Annotated in this window: 15 protein-coding genes and 1 pseudogene; 13 read left to right on the top strand and 3 right to left on the bottom strand. The window is 72.9% G+C overall.

The genetic code is table 11. The features are described 5' to 3' along the window. Positions 1–494 precede the first annotated feature (494 nt). The gene (locus tag QSK45_RS33445) at positions 495–1,766 is read left to right on the top strand and encodes a polysaccharide deacetylase family protein (RefSeq protein WP_285562671.1); all 1,272 of its coding nucleotides are present in this window, start codon (positions 495–497) and stop codon (positions 1,764–1,766) included. Between the two features lie 131 nt (positions 1,767–1,897). Here the strand turns inward: QSK45_RS33445 and QSK45_RS33450 are convergent, their stop codons facing one another. Next, on the bottom strand, positions 1,898–2,947 hold the full coding sequence (locus QSK45_RS33450; RefSeq protein ID WP_285562672.1) for an ATP-binding protein: 1,050 nt from the start codon (positions 2,945–2,947) through the stop codon (positions 1,898–1,900). A 101-nt stretch (positions 2,948–3,048) separates the two neighbouring features. On the opposite strand from QSK45_RS33450, the gene QSK45_RS33455 reads away from it, so the two are divergent. After that, complete coding sequence (locus QSK45_RS33455; RefSeq protein WP_285562673.1) at positions 3,049–3,873, top strand: Fic family protein; 825 nt, start codon at positions 3,049–3,051, stop codon at positions 3,871–3,873. Between the two features lie 352 nt (positions 3,874–4,225). On the opposite strand, the gene QSK45_RS33460 is transcribed toward QSK45_RS33455, so the two are convergent. Further along, positions 4,226–5,056, bottom strand: coding sequence for an HAD family hydrolase (locus tag QSK45_RS33460; RefSeq protein ID WP_285562674.1), 831 nt, complete (start codon positions 5,054–5,056; stop codon positions 4,226–4,228). A 578-nt stretch (positions 5,057–5,634) separates the two neighbouring features. On the opposite strand from QSK45_RS33460, the gene ssd reads away from it, so the two are divergent. The 7 genes and pseudogenes from ssd to QSK45_RS33495 all read left to right on the top strand — a co-directional run. Further along, positions 5,635–6,732 (top strand): septum site-determining protein Ssd, encoded by a 1,098-nt coding sequence (ssd, locus tag QSK45_RS33465; protein WP_285562675.1) that lies wholly within the window; start codon positions 5,635–5,637, stop codon positions 6,730–6,732. A gap of 130 nt (positions 6,733–6,862) precedes the next feature. Beyond that, positions 6,863–8,122 carry a TadA family conjugal transfer-associated ATPase gene (locus QSK45_RS33470; RefSeq protein ID WP_285562676.1) on the top strand — a complete coding sequence of 420 codons (1,260 nt, stop codon included), beginning with the start codon at positions 6,863–6,865 and terminating at the stop codon, positions 8,120–8,122. A 7-nt stretch (positions 8,123–8,129) separates the two neighbouring features. Next, positions 8,130–8,969: a type II secretion system F family protein gene (locus QSK45_RS33475; RefSeq protein ID WP_285562766.1), complete on the top strand. Its 840-nt coding sequence runs from the start codon at positions 8,130–8,132 to the stop codon at positions 8,967–8,969. A 58-nt stretch (positions 8,970–9,027) separates the two neighbouring features. After that, entirely contained in the window at positions 9,028–9,807 is a 780-nt protein-coding gene (locus tag QSK45_RS33480) for a type II secretion system F family protein (RefSeq protein WP_285562677.1), read from the top strand. A 75-nt stretch (positions 9,808–9,882) separates the two neighbouring features. Continuing rightward, entirely contained in the window at positions 9,883–10,083 is a 201-nt protein-coding gene (locus tag QSK45_RS33485; RefSeq protein WP_285562678.1) for a DUF4244 domain-containing protein, read from the top strand. A 22-nt stretch (positions 10,084–10,105) separates the two neighbouring features. Further along, the gene (locus tag QSK45_RS33490; RefSeq protein WP_285562679.1) at positions 10,106–10,444 is read left to right on the top strand and encodes a TadE family type IV pilus minor pilin; all 339 of its coding nucleotides are present in this window, start codon (positions 10,106–10,108) and stop codon (positions 10,442–10,444) included. Between the two features lie 65 nt (positions 10,445–10,509). After that, positions 10,510–10,890, top strand: a pseudogene (locus tag QSK45_RS33495) (Rv3654c family TadE-like protein); the annotation flags it as partial. Between the two features lie 400 nt (positions 10,891–11,290). On the opposite strand, the gene QSK45_RS33500 reads toward QSK45_RS33495, so the two are convergent. After that, positions 11,291–13,813, bottom strand: coding sequence for a DEAD/DEAH box helicase (locus QSK45_RS33500; RefSeq protein ID WP_285562680.1), 2,523 nt, complete (start codon positions 13,811–13,813; stop codon positions 11,291–11,293). Positions 13,814–13,894: 81 nt separating this feature from the next. Between QSK45_RS33500 and bldG the strand changes: the two genes are divergently transcribed. The 4 genes from bldG to QSK45_RS33520 all read left to right on the top strand — a co-directional run bounded on the left by bldG (position 13,895) and on the right by QSK45_RS33520 (position 18,514). After that, positions 13,895–14,236 carry an anti-sigma factor antagonist BldG gene (bldG, locus tag QSK45_RS33505; RefSeq protein ID WP_010986038.1) on the top strand — a complete coding sequence of 114 codons (342 nt, stop codon included), beginning with the start codon at positions 13,895–13,897 and terminating at the stop codon, positions 14,234–14,236. A gap of 268 nt (positions 14,237–14,504) precedes the next feature. After that, positions 14,505–14,945 carry an ATP-binding protein gene (locus QSK45_RS33510; protein WP_285562681.1) on the top strand — a complete coding sequence of 147 codons (441 nt, stop codon included), beginning with the start codon at positions 14,505–14,507 and terminating at the stop codon, positions 14,943–14,945. Between the two features lie 338 nt (positions 14,946–15,283). Further along, complete coding sequence (locus QSK45_RS33515; protein WP_285562682.1) at positions 15,284–17,689, top strand: sodium-translocating pyrophosphatase; 2,406 nt, start codon at positions 15,284–15,286, stop codon at positions 17,687–17,689. 192 nt (positions 17,690–17,881) lie between these two features. Beyond that, positions 17,882–18,514, top strand: a complete 633-nt coding sequence (locus tag QSK45_RS33520; RefSeq protein ID WP_285562683.1) for a small secreted protein — start codon at positions 17,882–17,884, stop codon at positions 18,512–18,514. The last annotated feature ends 48 nt before the right edge of the window (positions 18,515–18,562 follow it).

Genomic DNA, 18,562 nt, shown 5'->3' on the forward strand with positions numbered 1-18,562 from the left:
GCGGCCCAGAAGCCGAGCCGGTCAGCGCTGGCCTGTTCATACGCCTCCGCCGTGACGTTGGCGTGCGCGGCCAGGTCGGCGGGGGGCGCGAACCTGCGCTCTTCCTTCAGCAGGTTGGCCAGGCTCTCATTGCTCACGACATCCGCCTTTCGAGGGTGTCCGATGTGTCCCAGGCCACAGCTCATCAGACGTGGGGGGCCGGTGACAAGGGTCGTCCGGAATATTGGTTTAGACCTGTGGGTCCGCGAGGTGTAGAGGCGGGGCGACCCTTCGCAAAGGGCCGGTAACGCCACGTAAAGACCTTTCATGGCTTCTCGTGGCGAATGGCCTAAGAAATCCCTCGCGATGGTGGATAAATCATTTGATCGGCTTGTCGTACTAATTCCTTCCCGGGTCCGTGCGATCTTGGGCGGCGCCGCCGGTTCGAACCTGGCGGATCACCACAAAAGCCCTCGCCAGCGTTCGTCCGAGAGAAGGAAGAAGGTGGGCGGAACATGGCCGCCACCCAGAGGATCGCCGTCGGCGTGGTCGCCGCGGCCTGTGCCGCGTCGCTCGCGGCCTGCGGGACCGGCCCCGACGGTGCGAAACAGGGGACGTCCGGCCCGCAGCGGGGGGCGCCCGCGGCACCCGCGCCCAAGAGCGTGCTGCGGCTGATCGGCGACGGATCGACCGCGTACACCGGCGCGCAGCCCCATCTGCCCAGGCCCGAGCGGCTGAAGCCCGGTCAGAAGCCCCCGCAGTTCGTCGTCTTCTCCTGGGACGGGGCGGGCGAGGACAGCCAGAAGCTGTTCTCGCACTTCCGCAAGGTCGCCAAGGAGAACAACGCCAACATGACGTTCTTCCTCAGCGGGGTCTATCTGCTGCCCGAGGACAGACGCGACCTCTACAAGCCGCCGCAGCACTCGCCGGGCAGCTCCGACATCGGCTTCAACGACCAGCGGGGGATCGGCGACACCGTCAAGCAGGCCCGGCTCGCCTGGCTGGACGGCAACGAGATCGGCACCCACTTCAACGGCCACTTCTGCGGGCCCGACGGCGGGGTCGGCACCTGGTCGGTGGACGAGTGGAAGAGCGAGATCACCCAGGCCAAGCAGTTCGTGGAGAACTGGAAGACGAACTCGGGCATGAAGAACGCGGCCCCGCTGCCCTTCGACTACGACAAGGAGCTGATCGGCGGCCGCACCCCCTGCCTGGAGGGCCGGAAGAACTTCGTGAAGGCGGCCCGCCAGATGGGCTTCCGCTACGACTCCAGCGGGGTCGACAACCAGCTCTGGCCGAAGAAGAAGGACGGCCTGTGGGACCTGTCCATGCAGCTGGTCCCCTTCCCCGGGCACGACTACGAGCAGCTGACCATGGACTACAACTTCATGATCAGCCAGTCCGGCACCCAGACCCAGGGCGACCCCGACAAGTTCGACTACTGGGGCGACCAGGTGCGCGACGGACTCCTCCAGGGCTTCGAGCGTGCCTACGACGGCAACCGCGCGCCCCTGATCATCGGCAACCACTTCGAGTCCTGGAACGGCGGCACCTACATGCGCGCCGTCGAGGAGGTGGTGAAGAAGGTCTGCAACAAGCCCGAGGTGCGCTGCGTCTCCTTCCACCAGCTGGCCGACTGGCTGGACGCCCAGGACCCCAAGACCCTCGACATGCTGCGGGGCCTGAAGGTGGGTGAGGCGCCCAAGCAGGGCTGGGCGTCCTTCCTCTCCGGCTCCCCGGCCCCGGCGCCCAAGGGGGTCCCCGGGGCGCCGGCGGTCAAGGGGTAGCCGCCGGGCGGGACCTGTCGGGCGGGAGTCCGCACACCGGGGTCCGTGTACCGAGGGTCCTCAACCCGGGGTCCGTATGCCGAGGGTCCTCAACCCGGGGTCCCTCGCGCCGGTTCCTCACCGCGGAGTCCTCACGCGGGCGTGGAGACACTCGCCTCGACGCCCGCCTGGATGCCCGGGATGCCCGTCTCGATGCCGTCACCCGCGCCCGCGCCCACGCCCTCGCCGAGCACGAACCCGGGGTCGACCTGAGCCGCCAGGTCGGCCCCGGTGCGCTCGTTGCCCCACGACTCGGCGTTCTTCAGATGGAAGTGCACCATCTGGCGCATGTAGCGTTCCCGGTCCCGCCGTTCGTACGTGGCGTCCGCGGTGGCCCGCAGGGTCGCGAGCGCACGCGCGTTGGCCTCCTCCAGGAGGTCGAACCGCGGCGGGCGGCCCTTCTCCATGGCCCGCACCCAGTTCGAGCGCCCGACCGTGACCAGCAGGTCGTCCCCGACCTCCGCGCGCAGGAAGTCGATGTCGTCCTGCTCCTGGATCTTGTTGCCGACGACCTTCAGGGCGACGCCGAAGTCGCGGGCGTACTCCTTGTACTGGCGGTAGACGGAGACGCCCTTGCGGGTCGGTTCGGCGACGAGGAACGTCATGTCGAAGCGGGTGAACATGCCGGAGGCGAAGGAGTCCGAGCCCGCGGTCATGTCGACCACCACGTACTCGTCGGGGCCGTCGACGAGGTGGTTCAGGTACAGCTCCACCGCGCCCGTCTTGGAGTGGTAGCAGGCGACCCCCAGGTCGGCGTCGCTGAAGGGGCCGGTGACCATCAGGCGGACGGCGCCGCCGTCGAGCTCCACCGGACGCGCGCAGGCGTCGTAGACCGGATTGGGCTCGCGCACCCGCACCAGCCGCGAGCCCCGCCCTGGCGGGGTCGTCTTGATCATGGTGGCGGCGGAGGCGATGCGCGGGTTGCTGCCGCGCAGGTAGTCCTTGATCAGCGGCAGCCGCTCGCCCATCGCGGGCAGCGCCGCCGCCTCGGTCTCGTCCAGCCCGAGCGCGGGGCCGAGGTGCTGGTTGATGTCCGCGTCGATCGCCACGACGGCGGTTCCGGCCTGGGCGAGATGGCGGATGAAGAGGGAGGAGAGCGTGGTCTTGCCGCTCCCGCCCTTCCCGACGAAAGCAATTTTCATGTTCACCAAGCGTAGTCGCCCGATAGCTTTAGGTGGCATGGCCGAGTGAAGAAGACCACTCCTTCGTGGGGTCTGCCGATCGGGTGCGTAGGGTCGTACTCATGAGTACGACAGGCGCGACCGCCGATCCGCTCGCGGCCCTGGGCGCACTGCCCGGCGTGGCCGAGTCCGTGGAGTCCGTGCGCAAGGCCGTGGACCGGGTCTACGGGCACCGGATCATGCGCCGACGCAGCAACGAGATCACGTCCGAGGCGGCCCTGCGCGCCGCCCGCGGCTCGGCGGCGCTCTCCGGCGCCGACTGGGCACTGGAGGAGGTGCGCCGGCGCACCGACTTCGGCACCGACGACGAGGCCAGGGTGATGGGCGCGGCCCTCCGGCTGACCGCCGAGGCGGGCCAGCTGCTGTCCATCTGGCGGCAGTCGCCGCTGCGGGTGCTGGCCCGGCTGCACCTGGTGGCCGCGGCGAGCGACGACAGCCGGGTCGGCCGGCCGCGCCAGGACGGCGAGGCGGTGGACGAGCCGCTGATCGAGCTGCCGCTGCCGGACGCGCGGGAGGTCTCCGGGCGGCTGGAGGGCCTCGCGGACCTGATCATCGCGGGCAGCTCCGCACCGGCGCTGGTGACGGCGGCCGTGGTGCACGGCGAACTGCTCGCGCTGCGCCCCTTCACCTCGCACAACGGGCTGGTCGCGCGGGCCGCCGAGCGCATCGTGCTGATCGGCAGCGGCCTGGACCCCAAGGCGATCTGTCCGGCCGAGGTGGGCCATGCCGAACAGGGGCGGGCCGAGTACCTGGCGGCCCTGGAGGGCTATGTCTCGGGCACTCCCGAGGGCATGGCGGACTGGATCGCGCACTGCGGGCGCGCGGTCGAGTTCGGGGTGCGTGAGTCGACGGCGGTGTGCGAGGCGCTGCAGCGCGGCGCGGCCTGAGCCGTCCGGAAGGGGCCCGGACAGGGTTGCGGCGGTACGAGTACTCGTACCGCCGCTGGCATGAGCACCGGGTTACCAGGCGTCCTCGAATACTCGCCCATCAGGTCGGGGACTTTGCCCGCACCTGGTGCGGCTGGCCCGTAATCGACGGGTCGACGTCGCGTGGGTGCCCGGTGTGCATGCGGTGGTCCGTGGGCCAAATGCGTCGTGATCGGGGATCCTCTCGGATTTCCTTGGTCGCGCGGGCCGCTGATTTCTTTGTACCGCGCGCTCGTGACAAGCGGAACCCCTGCCCGCACTTCTTTGCCTTCGGGTGCGAGCAGGGGCCGGAACGGGCGTCGGCGGGAGGGTCTCAGACGGTGCTCCGGCGCCGGTTGGCGTACCAGACGAGGCCGGCCGTCGCGGCCGCCGCTCCCACGGCCGCCGCCGCGACCAGCGCGGGCCGCGGCGGCACGGAGAGGGCGGGCAGCCGCTTCTTGAGCGGGACGGGGCGGCGGAACTCCAGTACCGGCCAGTTCCGTGCGACGGCCTCGCGGCGCAGCGCCCGGTCGGGATTGACGGCGTGCGGGTGTCCGACGGCCCGGAGCATCGGCAGGTCGGTCACCGAGTCGCTGTAGGCGTAGCAGCGCTCGAGGTCGTAGCCCTCGGAGGCGGCCAGCTCGCGGATCGCCTCCGCCTTGGTCGGGCCGTACGCGTAGTACTCCACCTCGCCGGTGAAACAGCCGTCCTCGCCGACGACCATGCGGGTGGCCACCACCCGGTCGGCGCCCAGGAGTTCGCCGACCGGCTCGACCACCTCGGCGCCCGAGGTGGACACGATCACCACGTCCCGGCCGGCCGTGTGGTGCTCCTCGATGAGCGAGGCGGCCTCGTCGTAGATGATCGGGTCGATCAGGTCGTGCAGGGTCTCGGCGACGATCTCCCGCACCTGCTGCTGGTTCCAGCCCCGGACCATGTCCGACAGATAGGCGCGCATGCGCTCCATCTGGTCGTGGTCCAGGCCGCCGACCAGGAACACGAACTGGGCATAGGCGGTGCGCAACGCGGCCCTGCGGTTGATCAGCCCGCCTTGGTAGAAGGACTTGCTGAAGGTGAGTGTGCTGGACTTCGCGATGACCGTCTTGTCCAGGTCGAAGAAGGCCGCCGCGCGCGGCAAGGAGTGGTTTTCCACGTCCCCGAGCATAGGCGCCCACCATTCGGCGTAAGGTGGGGCGCGTGGGTTTGCCTGAGAGGGCTCTCGGGTACACCATGGAAGTCACGGATCGTTCGCGACCGTGCTAACCCGGTCCGGCTCCTCCCCCCCCGAGTCGGCCGTGGGGACGACCCCCGCTCTCCCCCCCGGCGGGGGTCGTCGCATGTCCGGACGGGTTTTTCCCCGCCTTCCCTCCCTCGTACGGCCCAACGGCCGACGCCTTCGCGTCGCGACCGCCGGTTCGGTGCGCCCATGATTCGTTACTCGCGGTAATCGCAGGGCTGCGCTGAGGAAGTCGTACAGGCGTCAGTGCAGGGTCACCGGTTTGGGTGACGAAGTTATTCACAGGGCCTGGGTTGTCCACGGTTTTCCACCAAGATCCACATGATTTCCCGGTTCGCTGCACCGTCATTCCCACGCGCTCCCGCCGCGGCGAGTTCACGGCCGGTTCCGTTTGCGGGACGCGTATGGCCGATTCGTGCCGACCGTTCATATGGAAGCCGCTCGCCGGTTCTCCACGTGCAGGGAAATCGCGTGGTCGCAGGGCCGCGCGGCGAAGGGGGAACACCGTGTCCGGAACCATCACCCATGACCCGCCACCCGCCCGCGGAGGCAGTCCGCTCATCGTCACCGAGGACGCCGCGCTCCTGGACGACCTGCTGCGCCTGTGCGCGGCCGCGGGCGCGACCCCCGAGGTGCACCACGGCATCCCCGACCAGGGGGACGCCTGGGCGGCGGCCCCGCTCGTCCTGGTCGGGGACGACGCCGCCCACCGGCTGCTCGGCGCCGCGCGCCGGCGCCAGGTGGTGCTGATCGGCCGGGACCAGGACGACCCGGACGTGTGGCGACGCGCCATGGAGATCGGCGCCGACCACGTCCTGATGCTCCCGGACGGCGAGCAGTGGCTGGTCGACCGGATCGCCGACGTCGCCGAGGGGGTCGGCCGCCCGGCCCTCACCGTCGGTGTGATCGGCGGCCGGGGCGGGGCCGGGGCGTCCACCCTGGCCTGCGCGCTCGCCGTCACCTCCGCCCGCGAGGGGCTGCGCACCCTGCTGGTGGACGCCGATCCGCTCGGCGGCGGCCTGGACGTGCTGCTCGGCGGCGAGGGCGCCGAGGGCCTGCGCTGGCCGGCCTTCGCCGCGTCCCGGGGCCGGGTCGGCGGCGGCGCCCTGGAGGAGTCGCTGCCCGCGCTGCACTCGCTGCGGGTGCTCAGCTGGGACCGCGGCGACTGCGTCGCGGTGCCGCCACAGGCCGTGCGCGCGGTGCTCGCCGCCGCCCGGCGCCGCGGCGGCACCGTCGTGGTCGACCTGCCCCGCCGCCTGGACGACGGGGTCGGCGAGGTCCTGGCCCAGCTCGACCTGGCCCTCCTCGTCGTCCCCGCCGAACTGCGGGCGGTCGCGGCGGCCGGGCGCGTGGCCGCCGCCGTCGGCGTGGTCGTCCGCGACCTGCGGGTCGCGGTGCGCGGGCCGTACGCGCCGGGTCTGGACGACCAGGAGGTGGCGCGGCTGCTCGGCCTGCCCCTGGCCGGGGAGGTCCCGGTGGAACCCGGGCTGCTGCGGCCGGGGGACGGCGGGAAACCGCCGGGCGCGAGCGGCCGCGGTCCGCTGGCCCGGTTCTGCCTGGGGTTCTGGGAGCGGGTGCTGGTGGAGCCGGGGGGTGCCAGGTGAGCTTCGAAGGGGTCGATCACGCTGATGACGCGACTGCGGCCCACGGCCTCGGCGGCCGGCCCGCGTGCCCTTGGGGCGGCCGGCCCGCGTGCCTTCGGGAGCGTGCGCTGCCCGAGGGGGGCGGTGCGCGATGACCTTCCCCGGATTCGACCGGGCCGACGGCGCCGCCCTGCTCGACGGGGTGCGACGGCGGCTCGCCGAGAGCGGGGCCGAGCCCACTCCCGCGCGGGTCGCGCAGGCACTGCGCGCGCAGGGGCGGGTGCTCGGGGACGCCGAGATCCTCGGGGTGGCCGAGCGGCTGAGATCCGAACTCGTCGGCACCGGGCCCCTGGAGCCGCTGCTCGCGGACCCCGAGGTCACCGACGTGCTGGTGTCCGCGCCGGACCGGGTCTGGGTGGACCGGGGCGGCGGACTGGAACTGACGCCGGTGACCTTCCCGGACGCGGCGGCGGTACGACGCCTCGCGCAGCGGCTGGCCGCGGTGGCCGGACGCCGGCTGGACGACGCCCGGCCGTGGGCGGACGCCCGGCTCCCCGACGGCACCCGGCTGCACGCCGTGCTGCCCCCGGTCGCCGTCGGCTGCACCTGCCTGGCCCTGCGGGTGGTACGGCCCCGGGCCTTCACCCTCGCCGAACTCGTCGCGGCCGGCACGGTGCCGCCCGGCGGCGACCGGATCCTGCGGGCCCTGCTGGCCGCCCGGCTGTCCTTCCTGGTCAGCGGCGGCACCGGCAGCGGCAAGACGACGCTCCTCAGCGCCCTGCTGGGCCTGGCCGGCGGCGACGAGCGGATCGTGCTCGCCGAGGACTCCGCCGAGCTGAGACCCGACCATCCGCATGTCGTCCGCCTGGAGACGCGGCCCGCCAACCAGGAGGGGGCGGGGCTGGTCACCCTGGAGGACCTGGTGCGCCAGGCCCTGCGGATGCGACCGGACCGGCTGGTCGTCGGCGAGGTGCGCGGCCCCGAGGTCGTCCATCTGCTCGCCGCGCTCAACACGGGCCACGAGGGCGGCTGTTGCACGGTCCACGCCAACACCGCCGGGGACGTCCCGGCCCGCTTGGAGGCGCTGGCCACGGCCGCCGGCCTCGACCGCGCCGCCCTGCACAGCCAACTGGCCGCCGCCCTGTCCGTGGTGCTCCACCTGGTGCGGGACCGCGCAGGCCGGCGCCGGATCGCCGAGGTGCACGTCCTGGAACGGGATGCCACGGGCCTGGTGCGGACCGTGCCCGCGCTGCGGTGGGGGGAGCGGGCGTTCGTGCCGGAGAAGGGGTGGGGACGGTTGGCGCGACTCCTCGGGGACGCGGGCGGGTTCCCGGAGGACCTCGGCCCGGGGCGTGGGCTCGATCGGCAGGGCTCGGCGGTGCGATGCGGTGGTGACGAAGGTGCGGGGTGACATCTCGATGGCGGTCGTGCTGATCTGCCTCGGCACGCTCGGCCGGCTGCTGTGCGAACGGCACCACGGGGTGCGGCGCGCGCGGCTGTTGCTGGCCGGGGGCGGAGGGGCCGGCCCGACGGCCCGTGACCGGCTGACCTCGCTCTCACGGCGTTGGCGTGGCCGTCTGGGCGTCGAGTGGTGGGCGCTCGCCGCGGGGCTGCTGCTCGCGCTGCCGGGTGCCTCGGTGATTCCGGTCGCCGCGGGGGCGGCCGGGGTGCCGGTGCTGCGCCGTGTGCGGTTGGCCGGGGAGGCCAGAGGCGCCCGGGAACGGCGGGTGGACCGGGTGATCGCCCTGTGCGGGGCGCTCGCCGGTGAGGTGCGGGCCGGACGGCAGCCCGGCGAGGCGCTGCTGCGGGCGGCGCGGGACTCCGGCGGGCTCGGCGACGCGCAGGCGGCCGTGGTCGCGGCGGCCCGCTTCGGCGGGGACGTGCCCGGCGCCCTCGCCGCGGCGGCCCGGCAGCCGGGTGCCGAGGGGCTGCTCGGACTGGCCGCCTGCTGGCGGGTGGCAGTCGACCAGGGCGCGGGACTCGCGGCCGGACTGGACCGGCTGGACGGCGCCCTGCGGGCCGAGCGCGACCAACGTGCCGACCTGCGCGCCCAACTGGCGGGCGCTCGCGCCACCGCCGTCCTGCTCGCCGCGCTCCCCGTCCTCGGCCTCCTCCTCGGCGCGGCGATGGGTGCCGCCCCGCTGCGGGTCCTCCTGCACAGCGGCCCCGGCCTCGGCTGCCTGCTGATCGGCGCGGCGTTCGAGACGGCCGGGCTGTGGTGGTCGGCGCGGATCGTGCGGGCGGCGGGAGCGGGGTGAGGGCGCGGGACGAGAGCGGTGGCAGGCCGGTTCGGGATGCGGAGGGAGACGTGAGGGCATGAGCGGGGACGTTGTGCACAGGTTGGGGACGGCCGTGGTGGTGGCAGGGGCGCTCGGCTGGGGTGGGCGGCTGGTGCTGTCGGTCCGCGGCGGGCGCCGCGCGCGGCATCGGGCGGCCCGGCTGCTGTCGCGTCGGACGCCGGAGACCAAGCGGCCCTGGGCGGCCATGGAGGCCGTGCGGCGATGGCTGCCGCTCGTGGGGGCGGCCGGCGGGGTGTGGGTGCTGGTCGGCGGGGTGGTCGGGGCGCTGCTCGGGCTGGGCGCCGGTGCCGTGCTCTGGCGGTGGCGGGCCCGACGGACGGCCGCGGACGGGGCGGGGGCCGTCGACACGGCCGGTGCCGCGCGCCAACTGCCGCTCGCCGCCGATCTGCTGGCGGCGTGCATCGCGGCCGGCGCCGGTCCGGTGGTCGCCGCGCAGGCGGTGGGGGAGGCCCTGGGCGGCCCCGTCGGCCAGGCGCTGGCACACGGCGCGGCGGAGGTACGGCTCGGCGGCGCACCGGCGGACGCCTGGCGCCGGCTGGCCGCGCTGCCCGGCGCGGGGGGCCTGGCGCGGCTGCTGGAGCGGGCCGACGAGTCGGGGCTGCCCGCCGCGGTCCCGGTGGCGCGCATCGCCTCGGACACCCGCGCGGAGTGGGGCCGTACGGCGACGGCACGCGCCCGGCGGGCGGCCGTACTGATCTCCGCGCCGGTGGGGCTGTGCTTCCTGCCCGCCTTCGTCGCGATCGGCGTGCTGCCGGTGGTCATCGGGCTGGCGGGCGGGGTGATGGCGGGGAGGTGAGGGACGGCGGTGGGCGCCGGCACGACGAACTGACCGGGAATGACGAGAACAGGCAGATTTCGTATGGGAGTTGAGATGAAAAGGAAGATCGTCCGAGCGGTGGCCGGGTTCCGGCGGGTGTGCCGCGGGGACACCGGAATGGTGACCTCCGAGTACGCGATGGGGATCATCGCGGCCGTCGGATTCGCCCTGCTGCTCTACGAGGTCGTCACCAGCGGCCAGGTCCGCGCGGAGCTGCAGTCCATCGTGAAGAAGGCCCTCAGTGCGCGGATGTGAACGGGGCTCGGACCGCGGGTTCGTGACGGTGGAGGCGGCCGTGGTGCTGTGCGTGCTGGTGGCGTTCACGATGGCGCTGGTCTGGGGGCTGCTCATGGCGGCGGCCCAGATCCGGTGCGTGGACGCGGCCCGTGCGGGCGCGCGGGCCGCCGCCCGCCAGGACCCGCCCGCCGCGGTGCTGTCGGTGACCCGGCAGGCGGCGCCTCGCGGGGCCCGGGTGACGGTCGGGCGCGAGGGCGACCAGGTCCGGGTGACGGTGGTGGCGAGACCGCCGGTGCTCAGCGGTCTGCCGTTCGAGCTCCGCGAGGAGGCCGTGGCGTCGGCGGAGGAGACGGTCGGGGCGAAGGGGGAGGGAGCGTGAGGCGGGAGTGGGGGCGGGGGAGCGGTCGGGCCCAGACCCGGAATCGGGTTCGTGCTCGGGTACGGGTGGTTCGTGCCCGGCTTCCGGCTCCGCGGGCGGCGGACCGGTACGGCTCCGACCGGGGCTCCGCCTCCGTCTGGAGTGTCGGGGCGATCGCGGTGCTCTGCGTGGTGTTCGGCGCGGTGCTGGCGCTCGGGCAGGCCGTGGCCGTCCGGCACCGGGCGGCCGGCGGCGCGGACCTGGCGGCGCTCGCGGCCGCGGACCACTGGGCCGAGGGCGGCGAGGCGGCCTGTGCTCGGGCGGGACGGCTGGCGGCGGCCCAGGGGGTACGGCTGGTGCGGTGCACGGTGGAGGGCGAGATCTCGGACGTGACCGCGGCCTCGGGGCGCGGCCCGTTCACGGCGGAGGTCCGGGCCAGAGCGGGCCCGGCGGACCCGGGGGCACCCGGCGCGCCGTCCTCGGACATGCCGCCGTCCGCCGACCCCCCGGCGGCCGCCCCCTGGACCCGCCCCTCCTCGGCGCGCACCCCCGCGATCCCATGGTCCCGCCCCGCGGTGGCCCCTGGCCCGCCGCTCCGCCCCGACCGCGCTCGGCGCGCCGGCCTCCGGTCCCGCGCCGGCACCCCCGTGCCGCCACCCGCCCCGTACCGGAACACGCCGCGCCGGCCCTCGCCCCGCACCGGCACCCGGGTATCGGCCCCCGCCCCGCGTCGGTTCCGTTCAGCACCGGCACCCGGGTGTCAGTCCTCGCCCCGCGTCGGCACCCGCCCCGCGCCGGCACCCGGGTGTCGGCACACGCCGCGTACGGCATACGCCGTGTCGGCCCGCGCCCCGCCCGCGGCCGTGCTCAGGCCCGCGGCGGCCGTCCGGGAGCCGGAGCCGTCCCTCCATCCGACCGGGAGTCCGCTCCCTCCCGCGACGGGTCGGGGGCTCCGCGCAGCAGGGCCGTGAGGAGGCGGACGGCGCCGCGCTTGTGCAGGGGGTCGTTGCCGTTGCCGCACTTGGGGGACTGGATGCAGGAGGGACAGCCGGCGTCGCACTCGCAGGAGGCGATGGCCTCGCGGGTCGCGGTGAGCCAGGCGCGGGCGGTGTGGAAGGCGCGCTCGGCGAAGCCCGCGCCGCCGGGGTGGCCGTCGTACACGAAGACCGTCGGGAGGAGGGTGTCGGGATGCAGCGGCACGGAGACGCCGCCGATGTCCCAGCGGTCGCAGGTCGCGAAGAGCGGCAGCATGCCGATGGAGGCGTGCTCGGCGGCGTGCAGGGAGCCGCCGAGGATCTCCGGGGTGATCCGGGCCTCGTCCAGCTGGTCCTCGGTGACCGTCCACCACACCGCGCGCGTGCGCAGCGTACGAGGAGGGAGGTCGAGCTTCGTCTCGCCCAGGACCTCGCCGGTGATCAGGCGCCGGCGCAGGAAGGAGACCACCTGGTTGGTGACCTCGACGGAGCCGTAGCAGAGCCGGCCCGCGCCCCAGGGGATCTCGGTGTCGGTCTCCAGGACGGAGATGGCGGTCGTGTCGCGGGCGACCGTGGAGTAGGGCGGGTCGGCCTGCTCGACCAGGGCGACCGAGTCCTCCAGGTCGAGGGAGCGCACCAGATGGGTGCGTCCCTGGTGGAGGTGGACCGCGCCCTCGTGGACGGTGGAGTGCGCGGCGGCCGCGTCGACCGTGCCGAGCAGGCGGCCCGTGCCCTCCTCCACGATCTGCACCGGGCGGCCGCCCGCGCCGCGGATGTCGGTGAGGTCGGCGGCCCGTTCCCGGCGGGTCCAGTGCCAGGCCCGGGTCCGCCGGCGCAGCAGTTTCGCGGCCTCCAGCTGCGGCAGCACGTCCGCGCAGGCGGGACCGAACAGGGCGAGGTCCTCGTCGGTCAGCGGGAGTTCCGCGGCGGCCGCGCACAGGTGCGGGGCGAGCACATAGGGGTTGTCGGGGTCGAGGACGGTCGACTCCACCGGCTGGTCGAACAGGGCTTCGGGGTGGTGGACGAGGAAGGTGTCCAGCGGGTCGTCGCGGGCGATGAGGACCGCGAGGGCGCCCTGCCCGGCACGGCCCGCGCGGCCCGCCTGCTGCCACAGCGAGGCCCTCGTGCCCGGGTACCCGGCGATCACCACCGCGTCCAGGCCCGAGACGTCCACGCCCAGCTCCAGGGCCGTGGTCGCGGCCAGCCCGAGGAGTTCTCCGGAGTGCAGGGCGCGCTCCAGGGCACGGCGCTCCTCGGGGAGGTAACCGCCGCGGTAGGCCGCGACTCGCCGGACCAGGGAGCGGTCCACCTCGGCCAGTTTCTCCTGGGCGATCACCGAGATCAGTTCGGCGCCGCGCCGGGAGCGTACGAAGGCGACCGAGCGCACGCCCTGCACGGTCAGGTCGGTCAGCAGGTCGGCGGCCTCGGCGGTGGCGGTTCGCCGTACGGGCGCGCCCTTCTCGCCGTGCAGCTCCGTGAGCGGGGGCTCCCACAGGGCGAAGACCAGCTCGCCGCGCGGGGAGGCGTCGTCGGCGACCTCCACCACGGGCAGGCCGGTCAGCCGGCGGGCGGCGACGGCGGGCTCGGCGGCGGTCGCGGAGGCCAGCAGGAAGACGGGCGAGGAGCCGTAGCGGGCGCAGACGCGGCGCAGCCGGCGCAGCACCTGGGCGACGTGCGAGCCGAAGACTCCCCGGTAGGTGTGGCACTCGTCGATGACGACGAACTTCAGCGACTTCAGGAAGGAGGACCAGCGCGGGTGGGAGGGCAATATCCCGCGGTGCAGCATGTCGGGGTTGGTGAGGACGTAGTTGGCGTACTGGCGGACCCACTCGCGTTCCTCGTAGGGGGTGTCGCCGTCGTACACGGCGGGTCGGACCGCGGTGCCCAGGGGTTGTGAAAGTTCCTTCACCGATCGGCACTGGTCGGCCGCGAGCGCCTTGGTGGGGGAGAGGTACAGCGCGGTGGCCCCTCGGCCGTTCGGCGCCCCCGATCCCTCCAGAAGGGTGGACATCACGGGGACGAGATAGGCGAGGGACTTGCCGGAGGCGGTGCCGGTGGCGACGACCACCGAGTCGCCGTCCAGGGCGTGCTCGGCGGCCAGCGCCTGGTGCGCCCAGGGATGCTCGATGCCGCACTCCCGGACGGCCGCGATCACCTCGGACCGAATCCGGTCAGGCCAGACGGCATGGCGGCCCGTGCGCGGGGGCAAGTGCTCCGTATGAGTGATGCGCGCGGCCCGGCTCGGTCCGGAGGCGAGCCGGCCCAGGACAGCGCCCGGCGACGGGCGGGACCCCGGGTCCGGCACGGGTCGATCGGATCGGTGATTCTTGGCCATCGGCACCGAGTGTGTCACTGGCGTGACGGACAATGGGGTCAAGGCGTCGTGCACGCATGCCGGTAAGTGATTGAATGCCATCGCGGCTGGCGTTGCGTCCCGAGGGCCGCAAGCCGAGGTGCCCGAGGGGCGACCGCTCGATAGCAAGGTGCTGGAGGATCCGTGGACCTGTCCCTGTCGACCCGTACCGTCGGCGATCGTACGGTCGTCGAGGTCGGTGGCGAAATCGATGTATACACCGCGCCCAAGCTGCGCGAGCAGCTGGTCGAGCTGGTGAACGACGGCAATTTCCACCTCGTCGTCGACATGGAGGGCGTGGACTTCCTCGACTCCACCGGACTCGGCGTGCTGGTCGGCGGCCTGAAGCGAGTGCGCGCCCATGAGGGCTCGCTGCGCCTGGTCTGCAACCAGGAGCGCATTCTCAAGATCTTCCGCATCACCGGCCTCACCAAGGTGTTCCCGATCCACACCTCGGTCGAGGAAGCGGTGGCGGCCACCGACTGAGCCTGCCCGGCCGGCCCGTTCGCGGGCCGGGCCCGCGGCCGACCGGCCGACTCCGGGCCACCGGCCGTCCTCCCGGACGGCCGGTGGCCGGACCGCGGACCGGTGGGCCGGCGGTGGGTTCCGCCTGGTTCCGGCCGGTTCCGGCCGATCCCCGACGTCGTAGGGGTACGTGCCGGGTGTGCCCGGGTGGATCCGGGTATCGAAGTTCATGAGGGGCGGGCCCGGCGAGTCCGCCCGATCGCAGTTCCCGTAGTCGCGAGGGGGATGCATGGCCACCGTCGAACTCCGCTTCAGCGCGCTGCCGGAGCACGTCCGGACCGCCAGGCTGGTGGCGGCCGCGGTGGCGCGCAGAGCCGGAGTGGACGAGGCGGTCCTGGACGAGGTGCGCCTCGCCGTCGGCGAGGCGTGCTCCCGTGCCGTGGGGCTCCACCAGACCAGCGGCATCGACGCGCCCGTGAAGGTGGCGCTGATCGAGGAGGAGAAGCAGTTCTCCATCGAGGTCGGCGACGAGGCCCCGCACGCGGTCCCCGCCGAGCGGGTGTCCCGGGGCGGCGCCGCCGCGGACGCGGACGTGGAGGCCGAGGAGGACGAGATGGGCCTCGCGGTCATCAGCGGTCTCGTGGACGACGTCGAGGTCACCACCGGGGAGAACGGCGGCCTGATCCGCATGACCTGGCCCGCCACCTCCCAGGCCGTCACCGTCGGCTGACGCCGCGCCCGTCGGCCGAGGCCGTCTCCCGAAGAACACGAACACACGATCAGGGCCCTGCCGAGCAGGGCCCTGATCGTGTTTCGGGCAGATCGTTTCCGATGCCCCGGAAGACGTCCCCGGAATTCGTGAAGGAATTCACGATCAATAGCCGTATCATTCGATCAAGATTCAATGGGACCGCCGGTGTCCGTCAATGCTTTTGAGGCGTTACCTCTTTTGGGGTTGCTCATCGGAGCGTGCGGGCCAATTCTGTTTACGGTGCTCTTTTGACATCACTCGGGGGTACCTACAATCCGTCCACATCTTGAGCTCAGCCCAAGCGTCAAGGAGGACGAATGGCGGGGCTTTCTTACCCCTCTGAGTTGGACCACCCCACATACCTCGCAGCCGCGGTGCTCACCAACGGCAACCGGGTCATCGTGGCCGTCATCGCGGCCGTAGCCCTCGCCGCGCTGGTGGTCGCGGGGATCCTGGTGCGCCAGGTACTCGCCGCCGGCGAGGGCACCGACACCATGAAGAAGATCGCCGAAGCGGTCCAGGAAGGCGCCAAGGCGTATCTCGCACGGCAGCTGCGCACGCTCGGCGTATTCGCCGTCGTCGTCTTCTTCCTGCTTCTGCTGCTTCCCGCGGACGACTGGAATCAGCGGGCCGGGCGTTCGGTGTTCTTCCTGATCGGTGCGGTGTTCTCGGCCGCCACCGGCTATATCGGCATGTGGCTCGCGGTACGGAGCAATGTGCGGGTCGCCGCCGCGGCCCGGGAGGCGACCCCGGGCGAGGGCGAACCCGAAAAGGATCTGACGGCCGTCTCGCACACCGCGATGAAGATCGCATTTCGCACGGGCGGTGTGGTCGGCATGTTCACGGTGGGCCTCGGCCTGCTGGGCGCCTCCTGTGTGGTGCTGGTCTACGCCGCCGACGCGCCGAAGGTCCTCGAGGGCTTCGGCCTCGGCGCGGCCCTGATCGCGATGTTCATGCGTGTCGGCGGCGGCATCTTCACCAAGGCCGCCGACGTCGGCGCCGACCTGGTCGGCAAGGTCGAGCAGGGCATTCCGGAGGACGACCCGCGCAATGCCGCCACCATCGCCGACAACGTGGGCGACAACGTCGGCGACTGCGCGGGCATGGCGGCCGACCTCTTCGAGTCGTACGCCGTCACCCTGGTGGCCGCGCTGATCCTCGGCAAGGCCGCCTTCGGCGACTCCGGGCTCGCCTTCCCGCTTCTGGTGCCCGCCATCGGCGTGATCACCGCGATGATCGGCATCTTCGCGGTCGCCCCCCGGCGCTCCGACCGCAGCGGCATGACCGCGATCAACCGCGGCTTCTTCGTCTCCGCGGTGATCTCCCTCGCGCTGGTCGCCGTCGCGGTCTTCGTCTACCTGCCGTCAAGCTACGCCGGCCTCTCCGGCGTGACGGACACGGCGATCAAGGGCAAGGACGGCGATCCGCGGATCCTCGCCCTGGTCGCGGTGGCCATCGGCATCCTGCTCGCCGCCGTCATCCAGCAGCTGACCGGCTACTTCACCGAGACCAACCGGCGCCCGGTCCGCGACATCGGCAAGACCTCCCTCACCGGTCCCGCCACCGTCGTCCTGTCCGGCATCTCGGTCGGTCTGGAGTCCGCCGTCTACACCGCGCTGCTCATCGGGCTCGGCGTGTACGGCGCGTTCCTGCTCGGCGGTACGTCGATCATGCTCGCGCTGTTCGCCGTCGCGCTGGCCGGCACCGGCCTGCTGACCACGGTCGGCGTGATCGTCGCCATGGACACCTTCGGGCCGGTCTCCGACAACGCGCAGGGCATCGCCGAGATGTCCGGCGACGTCGAGGGGGCGGGCGCGCAGGTGCTCACCAACCTGGACGCGGTCGGCAACACCACCAAGGCGATCACCAAGGGCATCGCCATCGCCACCGCCGTGCTCGCGGCGTCGGCGCTCTTCGGGTCGTACCGCGACGCGATCACCACCAATGTGCAGGACGTCGGGGAGAGGCTCACCGGGCCCGGCGCGCCGCTGAGCCTGTCCCTGGACATCTCGCAGCCCAACAACCTGGTCGGCCTCATCGCGGGCGCCGCGGTCGTGTTCCTCTTCTCCGGACTCGCCATCAACGCCGTGTCGCGGTCGGCGGGTTCGGTGGTGTTCGAGGTGCGGCGGCAGTTCCGCGAGAAGCCCGGGATCATGGACTTCACGGAGAAGCCCGAGTACGGCAAGGTCGTCGACATCTGCACCAAGGACGCCCTGCGGGAGCTGGCCACGCCCGGTCTGCTCGCGGTGATGGCGCCGATCTTCGTCGGGTTCACGCTCGGCGTCGGCTCGCTCGGCTCCTACCTGGCCGGCGCGATCGGCGCGGGCACACTGATGGCGGTCTTCCTCGCCAACTCCGGCGGCGCCTGGGACAACGCCAAGAAGCTGGTGGAGGACGGCCACCACGGCGGCAAGGGCAGCGAGGCGCACGCGGCCACGGTGATCGGCGACACGGTCGGGGACCCCTTCAAGGACACCGCGGGTCCGGCGATCAACCCGCTGCTCAAGGTCATGAACCTGGTCTCGCTGCTCATCGCGCCCGCGGTGATCAAGTTCTCCTACGGCAACGACAAGAACCTCGGTGTGCGGATCGGGGTCGCGATCCTCGCGCTGCTGGTCATCGGCACGGCCGTGTACATCTCCAAGCGGCGCGGCATCGCCGTCGGCGACGACGAGAGCGCCGAACGGGTCGCCAACTCGGCCGACGCGGCGGTGGTTTCGTAGGTTCCGGGAGACGGCCTGCGCGGAGAGCGGGCGGGCGGCGCGTGCGCAAGACGTGCCGCCCGCCCGTTCGTGTGCGCGGAAACGGCGCAGTCGTGAGCCTTCTCTCGCGCAAAAAGTAATAAAAGGTACCTAGGGGGCGATCGGTGTGCGGAGGGTGTGCGTCCGCCGTGTAGGGTCCGGGGCCCGAGAGCCATGGAAGGGACCAATCCGGTGAACAAGAAGCTCGCGGCCGCGCTGTCCGGCGGTGCGGTACTGGTGGTGGCGCTGTCGGGATGCAGCAGCAACAGCGCCCCCAAGGGGCCCGACCCCAAGCTGGTCGCCTGGGCCAAGTCGGTGTGCGACGCCGTGCCCGCGCAGGACGCGAAGATCAAGGCGGCGAACGCGGCGATCTCCACGACGGCCGCCGACACCGCCAAGCCCGAGACGCTGCAGAAGACCGACTCCAAGGCCTTCCAGGACATGGCCGACGGCTACAAGGCGATCGCCACGGCCGTCAACGAGGCCGGCGCGCCCCCCGGGGTCTCCGGCGGCGCCAAGCGGCTCGGCGATGTCGTGAAGAGCTTCAACAGCCTCGCGGCCTCCTACGGCGACCTGAAGAAGCAGGTCGACCAGCTGAACACCAAGGACCAGGCGAAGTTCGCCTCCGGGCTGCACGACGTCGCCCAGCAGATGACCGAGCTGGAGAAGAAGCACCAGAGCGGCACGGAGTCCCTGAAGAACCTCCAGCAGGGCGAGGTGCAGGACGCCATCGCCCAGCAGCCGAGCTGCAAGAAGGTCGCCTCCTCGGCGTCGTCGTCGGCGTCCGCGGCCTCCACGGCGGGCTGACCGGCGCACGAGCGCGCGGGGGACGGCGGCCCGGCCGTCCCCCCGGGC

The sequence above is a fragment of the Streptomyces hygroscopicus subsp. hygroscopicus genome (assembly GCF_030269125.1).
GTDB classification, from domain to species: Bacteria; Actinomycetota; Actinomycetes; order Streptomycetales; family Streptomycetaceae; genus Streptomyces; species Streptomyces hygroscopicus_C.